The 12376-nt window shown below is 50.4% G+C and carries 12 protein-coding genes and 1 pseudogene; 10 read left to right on the plus strand and 3 right to left on the minus strand.

From position 1 onward, the window contains the following. The first annotated feature begins 23 nt into the window (after positions 1-23). From XI25_RS06030 to XI25_RS06050, 6 genes are all read left to right on the plus strand, one after another. Positions 24-689: a bifunctional 2-keto-4-hydroxyglutarate aldolase/2-keto-3-deoxy-6-phosphogluconate aldolase gene (locus XI25_RS06030; protein ID WP_046677815.1), complete on the plus strand. Its 666-nt coding sequence runs from the start codon at positions 24-26 to the stop codon at positions 687-689. A 249-nt stretch (positions 690-938) separates the two neighbouring features. Then, positions 939-2378, plus strand: coding sequence for an alanine/glycine:cation symporter family protein (locus XI25_RS06035; protein ID WP_046677816.1), 1440 nt, complete (start codon positions 939-941; stop codon positions 2376-2378). A 371-nt stretch (positions 2379-2749) separates the two neighbouring features. Beyond that, a complete protein-coding gene (locus XI25_RS06040) occupies positions 2750-3382 on the plus strand; it encodes a hypothetical protein (RefSeq protein WP_235439684.1) in 633 nt (210 codons plus the stop codon). Beyond that, positions 3370-3564: a glyoxalase superfamily protein gene (locus tag XI25_RS34165; RefSeq protein WP_235439685.1), complete on the plus strand. Its 195-nt coding sequence runs from the start codon at positions 3370-3372 to the stop codon at positions 3562-3564. The genes XI25_RS06040 and XI25_RS34165 overlap by 13 nt, the downstream gene beginning before the upstream one ends. Beyond that, on the plus strand, positions 3561-3725 hold the full coding sequence (locus XI25_RS36110) for a VOC family protein (protein ID WP_327204728.1): 165 nt from the start codon (positions 3561-3563) through the stop codon (positions 3723-3725). The genes XI25_RS34165 and XI25_RS36110 overlap by 4 nt, the downstream gene beginning before the upstream one ends. 100 nt (positions 3726-3825) lie before the next feature. Then, a complete protein-coding gene (locus tag XI25_RS06050; protein WP_052759464.1) occupies positions 3826-4518 on the plus strand; it encodes a spore coat protein in 693 nt (230 codons plus the stop codon). A 37-nt stretch (positions 4519-4555) separates the two neighbouring features. Here XI25_RS06050 and XI25_RS06055 read toward each other — a convergent pair whose 3' ends face one another. Together XI25_RS06055 and XI25_RS06060 are read right to left on the minus strand one after the other, a co-directional pair. After that, entirely contained in the window at positions 4556-5191 is a 636-nt protein-coding gene (locus tag XI25_RS06055; protein WP_046677817.1) for a class I SAM-dependent methyltransferase, read from the minus strand. A gap of 290 nt (positions 5192-5481) precedes the next feature. Next, a complete protein-coding gene (locus tag XI25_RS06060) occupies positions 5482-6897 on the minus strand; it encodes an NAD-dependent malic enzyme (protein ID WP_046677818.1) in 1416 nt (471 codons plus the stop codon). A 210-nt stretch (positions 6898-7107) separates the two neighbouring features. Between XI25_RS06060 and XI25_RS06065 the strand changes: the two genes are divergently transcribed. From XI25_RS06065 to XI25_RS35680, 4 genes and pseudogenes are all read left to right on the plus strand, one after another. Continuing rightward, on the plus strand, positions 7108-7731 hold the full coding sequence (locus XI25_RS06065; protein WP_046677819.1) for a hypothetical protein: 624 nt from the start codon (positions 7108-7110) through the stop codon (positions 7729-7731). A gap of 181 nt (positions 7732-7912) precedes the next feature. Continuing rightward, complete coding sequence (locus XI25_RS06070) at positions 7913-8191, plus strand: hypothetical protein (RefSeq protein ID WP_046677820.1); 279 nt, start codon at positions 7913-7915, stop codon at positions 8189-8191. A gap of 454 nt (positions 8192-8645) precedes the next feature. Beyond that, positions 8646-10613, plus strand: coding sequence for a methyl-accepting chemotaxis protein (locus XI25_RS06075; protein WP_046677821.1), 1968 nt, complete (start codon positions 8646-8648; stop codon positions 10611-10613). A 53-nt stretch (positions 10614-10666) separates the two neighbouring features. Continuing rightward, positions 10667-11523: pseudogene (locus XI25_RS35680) on the plus strand (transporter substrate-binding domain-containing protein). Between the two features lie 175 nt (positions 11524-11698). Here XI25_RS35680 and XI25_RS06085 read toward each other — a convergent pair. After that, positions 11699-12361 (minus strand): TetR/AcrR family transcriptional regulator, encoded by a 663-nt coding sequence (locus XI25_RS06085; protein ID WP_046677822.1) that lies wholly within the window; start codon positions 12359-12361, stop codon positions 11699-11701. Positions 12362-12376: the final 15 nt, after the last annotated feature.

A 12376-nucleotide genomic window follows, 5' to 3' on the forward strand; every position in this document is an offset into this window, starting at 1 on the left:
ACCGTGTGGAAAGAGGCGTTGACATGAAAAAGCTTCAGCTTATTCAAAAAATGACGGAAGAAGGCGTTGTTGCCGTTCTGCGCGGCGAGACGCCAGAGCAAGTGGTGGAGATGGCGGAGCAGGCGATCGCCGGAGGTATCAAGGTCATTGAATTGACGATGACCGTGCCGTTTGCCCTGCGTGCGATCGAAACGTTGTCCCGTAAATACAGCTGGGATTCGCAGGACCCTTCGACGTATGCCATCATCGGCGTGGGAACGGTGCTTGATCCCGAAACCGCAAGGGCGGGGATTCTAAGCGGAGCGCAGTTCGTGGTCGGGCCGTCCTTGAACCGGGAAACCGTCATGCTCTGCAACCGTTACCGGGTTCCGGTCATGCCGGGAGCGATGACGATCAAGGAAATTCAGGAAGCGCTGGAACTTGGCGCGGACATCGTCAAGCTCTTTCCGGGCAATATGTACGATCCCTCCATGATCAAGGCGATCAAGGGACCGCTCCCTCAGGCCAATATCATGCCGACCGGCGGGGTGTCGCTGGATAACCTCGGCGAGTGGATCAAGGCTGGAGCGGTGGCTGTAGGCATCGGCTCCGACCTTACGAAAGAAGCGGTCCTCCGGCAGGATTTCTCCCTGATCGCAAAAAAAGCGGCCGCATACAAAGAAGCCTTCCTTCAAGCGAAGGCACGATAAGACTGGGAAAAAGTCCGTCTGTCGTATAAGGGCAGACCGCTAATCAAAGAGATATTCGGCCACCGAAAACATGACTATTCATTCATCGACTGCAGCTTGAACTCCATATTTTCGGCGTTGCATTGGCCCTATCTTGCTTCAGCCGGCGTGTACCATGATTTACCGCCTGTTTCGAAGTTATGGGTGTAGGGTATAATATGACGTTGAATACACCATTCACAACTAGACTACTATAGAAGGGGTCATGATATGGAGCAAGCAATGCAGTCTATTATCGATATAATCAATGACTTTCTATGGTCGAAGCTGCTGATCGTTTTGCTGATCGGCGGAGGCTTGTATTTTACGTTCAGAAGCCGCTTTCTCCAGTTTCGGTTGTTCGGGGAGATGCTCCGCGTCATCCGGGAGTCCAAGAGCAGCGAGCAGGGCAGCATTTCGCCGTTTCAGGCGTTTGCGATCAGCATGGCTGCACGGGTCGGAACCGGCAACATCACGGGCGTAGCCTTGGCTATATCGCTCGGAGGTCCGGGTTCGGTGTTCTGGATGTGGATTATCGCGATCATCGGATCGGCGTCCAGCTTCATTGAAAGCACGCTGGCGCAGATCTACAAGATCAAGGACCGGAAGACAGGCGGCTTCCGGGGAGGCCCGGCTTATTACATGGAGCTCGGTCTGAAAAAGCGCTGGATGGGCGCCGTGTTCGCCATCCTTATTACGCTTTCCTTCGGTCTTGTATTTAACTCGGTTCAATCGAATACGATTACGGTTGCGTTTGAAAATTCGTTTGGGTTCGACCGATTGAATACCGGCATTGTCATGGCACTCATTTTTGCCGTCATCATTTTCGGCGGGGTAAAACGGATCGCCAAATGGTCCGAACTTATCGTTGTTGTACTGGCGGTTCTTTATGTAGGCGCGGCGCTGTTTATCATGTTGGCCAACATTGCTCAGCTGCCGGAGGTCATCTCGGTTATCGTAAAAAGCGCATTCGGCTATGAGCAGGCTGCCGGAGGAGCCCTCGGCGCCGCTTTAATGAACGGGATCAAGCGCGGCCTGTTCTCCAACGAGGCGGGCATGGGCAGCGCGCCGAACGCGGCGGCTACGGCCACGACAAGCCATCCGGCAAAGCAGGGGCTCATTCAAGCGCTGGGCGTTCTCATCGATACCCTGGTGATCTGCACGAGTACGGCGTTTATTATTTTGTTTACGGGCGCTTACAAACAGACGGGGCTTGATGGGATTGAACTGACCCAGGCGGCGCTCGGCATGCAGATGGGCCCATGGGCATCCGATTTTCTGGCCATTATGATCCTGCTGTTTGCTTTTAGCACGCTGCTCGGCAACTATTATTACGGGGAAACCAATATCGAATTTTTGAACTCCCGCCGGATCTGGATCTGGATTTATCGCATATGCGTGCTTGGGATGGTTTTATTCGGCTCCGTGACGAGCGTGAAACTCGTGTGGGATATGGCGGATGTGTTTATGGGACTCATGGCTATCGTCAACCTGATCGCCATCATGCTGCTGTCCCGGATCGCCTTTGCGGCGCTCAAGGATTACACGGCCCAGAAGAAAGCCGGCAAGGATCCGGTATTTACGAAGGATTCCATCGCGGGACTGGACAATGTGGAATGCTGGGATGAAAGCCCTGACCGAACGAGCCCTGACCGAACGAAGACGGCCTAATTCGATACTTTTTACAATCGCTGTATTTGGGGCTGAACAGCCGACAAATACAGCGTTTTTTTATAGAAATAGAATTTATAAGTTATCGGCAGGGCTGATGGAATTCGATATCGCAAGAAAACCTGCCTTAAAAACGCGGTCGTTCATCTTGAAATGCCTCGATAGGGTTTTCTTTTACGCTTGCCATGGATTTTGGGCTCGAGTCCCCCGAAAGAGTATCGGAGCTCATACTTGTTTGGTTCTGCCTAGCCTGGCTATAATTATTCAGAGGAGTTTCATGAATGGACCAAAGCATTCGCGAATTCTGCCAATCATTCGGCACTAACTGACTCTGCCGGAGTGGCGATCAATGAAGAGGGGGGAATCGGGTGATGGCCATGACTTATGATGAATTGTTGAACCGGCAGCATGAACTTCAGGCTGAGGCTAAAGAAGTCGCCAAGCAATTGGAACTTGATGACCTTTTAACGTCGGCGGGCGAACCGGTACGCGTTGGCAGCGCCGCTCTCGGGCTGATGGCGTGGAGGGATCTGGATATTACCGTGGTATGTCCCAAACTCCATTTAAATACGGCATCCCGGATCGGTGCGGAGTTCATGGTTCGGGAAGGAGTGCGGGAGGTCCGGTTTCTCAATGACTCCGGAGCTTGGAACGTTGACCCTGAGTATCCTGACGGGTTATATCTGGGAATCAAGTACCGGCTGCGGGAAGGCCATGATTGGAACCTTGATATCTGGTTCGTCGACGAACCGGAAAGGCAGCCCGACCTTGCGCATCTTAAGAGCATGCCCGAACGGCTTCGTCCGGAATTGCGGGCATCCATCCTGAACATCAAGCATAGCTGGGTCTCGCGTCCCGAGTACGGGAAAACGGTAAGGAGCTACGACATTTACAAGTCGGTGCTGGATGACGGGGTGCGGTCACCGGATCAGTTTCAGGAGTGGCTGGCCTGCAGAGGGAAGGGAAAAGTAAATGATGATGGAGGTTCCATATGCAAAAAGTGATCCCGGCATTCCGCATAACCGATTATGCAAAGAGCAAAGCGTTTTACGTGGAGGGAATGGGTTTTCAAATCGATTGGGAACATCGCTTTGAACCGCATTTTCCCGTTTTTGTCCAGATCACCAGGGATGACATGACGATTTATTTGACGGAACATGCTGAGACTGCCAAGCCGGCGGATTGATACACCTTTTTGTCCCCAATGTTGACGACTGGTACAGCGAGTTAAAAAACAAAAAAGAAATTCGTATGATCGAGCCGCCGAATGAAGATATCGAAGGGCTTCGCATGATGACAATCACAGATCCAGACGGCAATCAGCTGCGCATATGTACTCGTTGTTAAGCTTGGTTTTTGGAAATAGTTCATGACGGTTGAATAATCCCGGCTAAGGTCGGAAAGATTATCCTTGGTTGAATCTATATGCCAAAGGAGTGTTTTTCTGATGAAGTTTGGTGCTCATGAAGTCATGGATACCCATGAAGTTCTGGCTGAAAAAATGAATGCGATGAACCACTTCGGCTTATATGCCGCCCAGGCTAAAAATCCGCAGCTCAAGAACATGATCCAGCGTCACCAGCAGGAGGGCATCCGTTCCTACAATGAAATTGTGGCGTTAACCCGAGGGAGCGGAACCAATGCCAATACCCGGCCCAATCCTCTCATGCCTTCGGCGGGAGTGCAAGGAATGCCGCAGGAAGTTCAGTACGGAATTAACCGCCCTCAAACCGTTACCCCGCATCCGGATGCGGTTTTGACCGACAACGAAATTGCTTCGGCCCTGCTCATTACGCATAAAAACGGCGCCAAAAACTGTACCTATGCCGCTCTGGAATGTACGGACGTCAACCTGCGCCGTGCCTTGACGAACAGCTCCGTCAGCTGCATCAACCAGGCTTACGAAGTGTTTCTGTTCATGAACGATCAGGGACAGTATCCGGTTCCTACCTTGGAGCAGGGAACCGCCCAGGCGTTTTTGAACACTTACCAGCCTGCGCCGGAATCCGCGATGTCCGGTTTCTACGCGCAGAGCGGCGCTGCGGAAGCCCGAGGACCTTTCATGGCCGGACCCGCGAACCCTGAAAGCTATGGAAGCATGGCGAACCCGGGCGGGTTGAACCCGACTTCCAGAATGTAACAAAAGGTAAATGCAAAGGAGCTGTCCACAAGCGGATTTATCTGCCGGGGACCGCTCCTTTTTCCAAATGCACGGCTCTCGCCCAAATAAGATGGATCATGCCTCCCCAAAATCGTTCGGTTTTAACCACCTCGACGTCCGAATCATGAACGATCTGAAGCATATCCCTGTTAAAGTGACAGCCGGATATGAGGCGTGCCGCCGGATTCACGATATGCTGCGTCAGGCCGAGCAGCTTGTTATGGCTGATTCCGTGCTCCAGCAGATAAATGCCGCCGCCGGGCCGGCACCACCGGTTCATCTGGTTCAAAACGGCAACCGGATCGTCGTAACCGCATAGGGACAGGGTGGACACGACACAGTCGAAAGAGTTTTCCGTCAGCTCAAGCTTTTCAATGTCCTGTTCGTGGAACGAGACATTGAGATTCAACCCGGCCGCCATCCGGCGAGCGCTGTTCAGCATCTCCGGGCTGAAATCCACCGCCGTCAGTTCAACCGTATCCCGGTTGTAATAAGGGAAATTGGCTCCTGCTCCAACGGCAACCTCCAGCACTTTTCCCTGTACATCCTGAAGAAGACGGCTCCTCCACGTCCCGAGGGTACGCTGCCTGCTGTTTCTTTCATAGGTGGCTGCCTGCTTGTTGAATTTTCGAATAAGCTTCTTTTTGTTCATGTACAACTCCTTACAATCCCCTTTTTTTGCAAAAAAGGCCCGGCCAGCCTGCCTGATTTTTTCTCAGGACGGTTTGGCTTCGCCAAAAGGTCCCAGCCAAGTATAAATGAAAACTCATGCTTTCTTATAGTTGAATAAGAAAAACTTCCATCGACGTACTTTCTCAGAAGACAGACCGTATATAGCGGAAGTTTTTCTTGCGAGATAAGGATGGCTAACCTCTGAAGTTTATACTTTCTTATCTCGTAAAAACCGGATGCCCGAAGGCATCCGGTCCGCCGAACGCTAATCTACTCTCTTGGAATTTTTCTGGCAACGCCCGACTGGATGGCCGCCTTGACCACGAGCTCTCGGATCGCCTTGACCACGTTCTGGTTGAACACGCTGGGGATGATGTACGAAGGGTTCAATTCTTCCTCCGTGACGGCTGAAGCGATGGCTTCCGCGGCAGCCAATTTCATCTCCTCGTTGATGGTGGTGGCCCGGCAGTCCAAAGCCGCCCGGAAAATGCCCGGAAAACACAGGACGTTGTTGATCTGGTTCGGATAATCCGAACGTCCGGTAGCAATGACCCCGACGACATCCTCAACCTCTTCTGGCCGGATTTCCGGCGTCGGATTGGCCATGGCGAAGACGATCGGTTTATCGGCCATGGACAAAACGTCTTCCCGTTTGAGCAGACCGCCCGCGGACAGGCCGATGAATACATCCGCCCCCTGGATCACTTCTTTCAGCGAGCCCCGAACCCGGTTAGGGTTCGTGTTCTCGGCATACCACTGCCACATCGGGTGATCGTAAGAATTGCCCGACACGAGCGCACCCGTACGGTCCACGCCGATGATCTCCTTAACGCCGGCGGATAACAGGATTTTGCTGCATGCCACGCCTGCGGCGCCTATGCCGCAAACGACGACCTTCACCTGATCGATGGCTTTGCCTACGATTTTGAGCGCATTGATCAAAGCGGCATACAGCACGACAGCCGTGCCGTGCTGGTCGTCATGGAAGACCGGAACGTCCAGCTCGTCCCGCAGCCGTTGTTCGATCTCGAAGCAGCGCGGAGAGGCGATATCCTCCAGGTTGATGCCCCCGAAGGCGGGAGCTATGGCCTTGATGCAGGCTATGATTTCTTCCGTATCCTGGGTATCCAGGCAGATGGGAAAAGAATCGACGCCGGCAAATTGCTTAAACAGCATGGACTTGCCTTCCATGACCGGCATCGCGGCATAGGGGCCGACGTTGCCGAGACCCAGGACAGCGCTTCCATCGGAAATGACGGCAACCGTGTTTCTTTTGATCGTAAGGGTATGTGCTTTTTTGGGATCTTCCTGTATAGCGGTGCAGACGCGGGCTACGTCAGGCGTATATACACGTGACAAGTCATCGCGGTTTTGTATTGGAACTTTGGGCTGCGTCTCGATTTTCCCCCCCAGATGCATCAGGAAGGTACGGTCTGAAACGTTGACGAGGCGAACGCCCTGCAGGCTTTTCACCCTGTTCGTGATTTTGTCGATATCGATGCTGTCCGTGACCGTAATGGTGATATCCCGGACGGTAAAATGGCCGCTGGCCTGAATGACGTCGATCGCCACCATATCGCCCCCGGCTTCAAAAATAGCGGAAGCAACCTGACCAAACTTGATTTCCTGCGTGTTCATTTCAAGCCTGAGAATAATGCTTTTTCCCCCGAGTCCAGTGTTTTCCATCGTTACCTCCATTGTATAAAATCAGATAACTTACGATATAGAGTTCGCGGAAGAGGCATGCAATTCCTTTTTTTTTCGTGTAGAAAGTGTATTCCAATGATTTCCTCTAAGACAGTTCGATAAAGGTAATTGGTGTAGCTCCCAGATCATGGAACTTTATAAAAGTTCAAACGTTTATACCTTAAAGTAAATTTTGAGGTGATATAAAAGATGGAGTATTTAGTGCCTTTTTTAATTGGACTGGCTCTGTTGTTTTTAACCGCAGCTGCAAGTTACCCGTTATTCACTAGCTTGTCTTGGGTACGCAAAGTCTTGAAAAAACCCTATAAAAAATTCAAAAAAAAATTTGTTCCTCCTCCAGAGGCAGCCAATAGATCCTATCAACTTTCTGATGGAGCCAAATCATTTTTAGATTATTACATGAGTTTTGATAAACCATCACTCTTAGATCTCCTTTTCGAATTAAAGTTAAAGTCCCAAGCCCAAAATGAAGGCAAATATCTGGTTAATTATCTGACATTAGGTTGCGTACCGCTCTTTTCCATACTCATCGCAGCCTTTGCTTTATTTACTGATGTGGTACCGCCTGACCGGATCATAAATGTATTTGGGTTTACTGTTCCTATTATCTTAGCTATTATCATAGTCGTTTTTCTGGATTTTACGTCAAATCTCTACGTCCAAGGCCCAATAGCACAGCACTTGATCGCAATTGAAAAAGCATTGAGTCTCAAGAATGAAGATGAATTGTCCGTTTTTAAGATTAACGATAATCCAAGCCCCAAAAAAGTAAAACCTGAGCGCAAAAAACACCAAAATAAGAAAAATGCCTGAATGAAATAGAAAGGAAAATAAAGCTTCAGCCAATCCATTTATACTGATAAAATTTATATTTGCTTAACCGCCGTAGTCGTAACCAGTGGCTAAATGGCGATACCACAATCAGGATTTTTTTTGCGATGCCATGGCTTGTGTTACAATAACGCTACAATACGGATCAGGAGATGATAGACTCATGGATAAAACAGTGAACGAGCAGGAGCTTGTTGAATATATCGCAGGCCAAACAAAGGCCGGGGCGCAGGACATCCGTCTTGTCCTGAAGCACGAGGAAGCGTACATTAGTGACGCGCATAAAAAAGCCAAGGGCGAAGTGGATATCGACGGCGACGATTTGGTCGATTACGTGATGAGCCGCAAAGACGTCAAGCTGGACGAGCTGACCGTGGAAAATATATTGGATGCGGAAATGGATTATTTGATCAAAAAAGGGATCGCGGGATATATGGATTAAATCCCGTTCCATACCTAAGAAAAAGCCCATATTCTCCCGCGATAACAGGGAGGATATGAGCTTTTTTTGCGCGTCCGGGAGCAGGGGGGCGAACCCGGTACGCCTGTCTTCGGCTGGAAAGCTGCTGTTAGATTTTCCGACAAATGGGGTGAATATATATTCCACACGGACGGCCGGAAACCTTCGAAAGCAAACGGACGGAACCCTTGGCGTGTGTTCATATCAACCGAGCCTAGTCTTTAAGTCATGATATAGGACCAACAGAGGGCAAGCGACAGGGGGGTATCTTTTTTTTCCTTTTTCTTAATTAGTTACAGGGGGCTGCCGATAACAAAATAGATGGAGTCGTGCCAATCCATTTGTTCCCATATAGAAGGTGCATCAGAGAGTCGCACGAAGGTGGATAGTGGCACAGATGGGGCTAAGGAACTATATTTAGGGAGGATTTACTGCGATGCTTAAAAGTCTTAAGCAAAAAATGATTTTCATGATTTGCCTGCTTTTGCTGCTCAGCCTGGCTTCCGTCTCGATCGCAAGCTTTAACAGCGCTTCCGGTCTGCTGGAGGACAGCATCGATAAAGAGGCGCAGCTTAGTGCCATGAATTTGGCGTCCACCATCAATGAATTCGTAGATGCCAAAATCGCCAAATTGGAGTCCATCGGAAAACTAATGACCGGGAACAAGACCCAGGACTTGAGTTTGATCCAAAAAGCGCAGGAACAAAACGAGGAGTATGAAACCTTCTTTTTCTCTTACGACTTGACCGGCAAAAACGTGATCAACTTCCTGGGCGAGACGACGGATGTATCGGATCGCGCCCACTATCAGGAAGCCGGAAAAGGGGAAGGGAAGATTATCGTTTCCGAGCCGGTCACGTCCAAGCGCACGGGCAACAACATCGTGACCTTGATTCTTCCGTTGATGAAAGACGGCAAGCAGTATGGTTATATGGGGGCCACGCTGCCGATCAACGAGGTGCAAAAAAGCGTAGCCGACCTGACCTTCGGCAAAACCGGCTATGCCTTTTTGGTAAGCAAATCGGGTAAGTTCATGTGGCATCCGGATAAGGAATTGGTGCTGCAAAAAACGGTAAAAGACATCGGTATTCAAGAGGTGTCGAAGGCCTATACGGAAGCGGCTATGGGGAAAACCGGAGTGTTTGATTACGTAAAAGAGAACACGAATTACACTTCGGCATATGCGCCGTCGTCCTATAACTGGGGGGTGTTCGTTGCAGGCCCGACCCTAGAGCTGTACGCTCCGATCACAAAACTTACCAATACGCTAATGATCATTTCGATCATTGCGCTTATCGTTGCGGTTGTCATTGCTTATCTCTTCACGGCACGCCTTGTCCGTCCCATCCGGAAGTTGAACCAGGCCGTGAAGGAAGTGGCTCAGGGCGACTTGACGAAGACCATTCAGGTGGAGGGAAAAGACGAAGTGGCCGTGCTCTCCGGCGACTTCAACCAGACGGTCTCCCATCTCAAAGACTTGATCGAGGGCGTAACCGAATCCTCCAACCAGGTGATGAACGTAACGAAGATCGTATCCGACGGGGTCGATAAAACGAAAAACAGCGTCAACATCATCGGCTCCTCGATCCGCCAAATTGCCGACGGTGCGACCACCCATGCCTCCAGCTCCGAAGAAATCGCCGTTTCGATGAGCGATATGGCGGGCGGCGTCATGAAAATCGCCGAAACGTCCTCCATGGTGTCCGAGGCGGCGCAGGAAGCGGCGAGCCATGCAGAGGCGGGCACGTCGGTCGTCGAGCAGGCCGTTCTTCAGATCGGCAGCATCGGCAAGGGAACCGCCAAGGTAGGGAACGCGATTGAGCGGTTGAACGCTCGTTCCGAACAAATTGAGGAAATTTTGAGTTTCATAACGGAAATAACTTCCCGAATTCGTCTGTTGTCGCTGAATGCTTCCATTGAGGCGGCAAGGGCGGGCGAACATGGACGCGGATTCGCCGTCGTTGCCGAAGAGGTGAAGAAGCTGGCGGGCCAATCCGAGGATTCGACCGATCAAATCGCGCGGCTGATTACGGAAATCCGCGAAGATACGTTGAATGCGGTGCAGGTCATGGATGTCAGCCGGAAAGACGTTGAGGAAGGCATTACGCTGATCGAGGAGGTTCGGGAGAAGTTCACGAACATTCTTTACGCTTCCCGAACCGTGGCCGAGCATATTTTGGAGGTATCCGCCGCTTCCGAGGAAATGTCGGCCGGATCCGAGCAGGTAAGCGCTTCTGTGGAAGAGCTGAAATCCATTGCAAGCCTGACTTCAAATGATGCAAGAAACGCGGCAAAAGCAGCCGAGGAGCAAATCGAATCGATTCAGGAGATCGCTTCATCCGTACAGAATCTCGAAACGGTTGTGGACGAGCTGCGCAAAGAGCTGGCCAAATTTAAAGTGTAGCGTAAAATTTCGATGGTTTTCAAAAACAGAGAAGAAGATGGAGGAAATCAAAAATGTCTAAGAATTGGAAAAAAATATTGCTGGCTGGGGTCGTCAGCTTATCTCTCGTAGGAACCGGCTTTGCGGCCAACGAACTGCTTACCAGCCCGACGGCTTCGGCTAAATCCGCTTCCGAGGTTGCGCCGGGTCAGCAAAAGAAAGCCGCATCCAAGCTGGATGAAATTATTGAAAGAGGATATATTCGGGTAGGCATGACAGGAGACTACAAGCCGTTTACGTATTTGAACCCAGAAACGAAACAGTATGAAGGCTATGATGTCGATGCGGCAAAAGAATTGGGTAAAGATCTGGGCGTGGAAGTCCGTTTCGTGAACACGACATGGTCCACGATGATGAAAGACCTGCAGGATGACAAGTTTGATATCGCGGTAGGCGGCGTTACCCGTAACACGGCAAGACAAAAAACCGCATATGTATCCCAGGGCTACGTTTCTTTCGGCAAAGCGCCTCTGATCCGTCTGGAAGACAAGGACAAGTACCGTTCGATCGAGGACATCAACAAGCCAACCGTCCGCATCGGCGTGAACCCCGGAGGCACCAATGAAGTATTCGTTCGCCAGCATCTGACGAAAGCGAAGGTCACCGTCGTTCCCAACAACCTGGACATTCCTCACCTGGTAGCCGACGGCACTATGACGTGATGATTACCGATACCGTAGAAGCCATCACGTACGCCAAAGCCGACTCCCGGCTGTATGCGGCTTTGACCGACAAACCTTTCACAAACAGCGAAAAAGGATACATGATCCCTCGCGGGGACTTCGAATATGCAAGCTACCTCGAAATGTGGATGGACGAAATGAAATTGCAGGGCAAGTTTGACGCTTTGGACAAGAAATGGTTGAAGTAGTTGGATACGGTGATTTTTTGTAATCATATAAATTCATAGTTAATATATCAAAGGCTTCCCGCCAAGGCGGGGAGCCTTTGATGCGTTCTTCGAATATTTCGAAGGTTCGTAATCCGACGGATCAATGCATAGAGTCTTTTGGGTCTGTAAAAACCGGAGTTTCCGGCTGTTTATTCTATTTCGGCATTTCGGCGATTCCATATAAAATGGTATCCACAAGCAGGTCTACTCCTTTTTCGGTGCGTTCCCGGTCCGGATCGGGCGATAAAATATACTGCGTGACCAAATGCCCCAGGACGTTGACGAGCATCGTTTTAAAGATGATTTCATTGGGAATGTTTTTAAGCTGCCCTTTGCCCTTGAAATACTCGATCACTTCGCTGATCCGGGGAAAGGCTTGATCCCGAAAAAAAGGAACGAACTGATTTCGGATGTCTTCCCGGTAGACCAGTTCTTTGATGAATACGGTAAAGATCTCTTTGTTCTCATCGATAAAAGCCAGGCGGTTTAAAATCAGCGCCTTCAGGAAATGGGCAAAGGTGGGCTGTTTTTGCGGCTGAATGGCATGAAACAAATCATCGGCGAGCGTAGGGATGGAATCTTTAAGGAATGGAACGACAATGGCAATCAGCAGATTTTCTTTCGTCCCATAGTGGCGGAAAATGGTCGCCTCCGCTACTCCCGCCGCTTTCGCAATTTCGCTCGTGGAGGTATTGGCGTATCCCTTCGTCGCAAATAACATGGTCGCGTTTTCGATTATTTTTTGCTCTTTGGCCGTTGTTTTTTTCGTCAATTTCACTTGGGCCAGCATTTCGTCCAATAAGTTGTTCGCTTTCATTCTTACGGGTCTCCT

The organism is Paenibacillus sp. DMB20 (assembly GCF_000987955.1).
In the GTDB taxonomy this organism is placed as follows: Bacteria; Bacillota; Bacilli; order Paenibacillales; family Paenibacillaceae; genus Paenibacillus_AQ.

Bases quoted from the DNA above. Each gene is read 5' to 3' on its own strand.
- XI25_RS06035 (WP_046677816.1), top strand. From the start codon at position 939: ATGGAGCAAGCAATGCAGTCTATTATCGATATAATCAATGACTTTCTA.
- XI25_RS06065 (WP_046677819.1), top strand. From the start codon at position 7,108: ATGGAGTATTTAGTGCCTTTTTTAATTGGACTGGCTCTGTTGTTTTTA.
- XI25_RS34165 (WP_235439685.1), top strand. From the start codon at position 3,370: ATGCAAAAAGTGATCCCGGCATTCCGCATAACCGATTATGCAAAGAGC.
- XI25_RS06060 (WP_046677818.1), bottom strand. From the start codon at position 6,897: ATGGAAAACACTGGACTCGGGGGAAAAAGCATTATTCTCAGGCTTGAA.
- XI25_RS06075 (WP_046677821.1), top strand. From the start codon at position 8,646: ATGCTTAAAAGTCTTAAGCAAAAAATGATTTTCATGATTTGCCTGCTT.
- XI25_RS06055 (WP_046677817.1), bottom strand. From the start codon at position 5,191: ATGAACAAAAAGAAGCTTATTCGAAAATTCAACAAGCAGGCAGCCACC.
- XI25_RS06050 (WP_052759464.1), top strand. From the start codon at position 3,826: ATGAAGTTTGGTGCTCATGAAGTCATGGATACCCATGAAGTTCTGGCT.
- XI25_RS06070 (WP_046677820.1), top strand. From the start codon at position 7,913: ATGGATAAAACAGTGAACGAGCAGGAGCTTGTTGAATATATCGCAGGC.
- XI25_RS06040 (WP_235439684.1), top strand. From the start codon at position 2,750: ATGGCCATGACTTATGATGAATTGTTGAACCGGCAGCATGAACTTCAG.
- XI25_RS06085 (WP_046677822.1), bottom strand. From the start codon at position 12,361: ATGAAAGCGAACAACTTATTGGACGAAATGCTGGCCCAAGTGAAATTG.
- XI25_RS06030 (WP_046677815.1), top strand. From the start codon at position 24: ATGAAAAAGCTTCAGCTTATTCAAAAAATGACGGAAGAAGGCGTTGTT.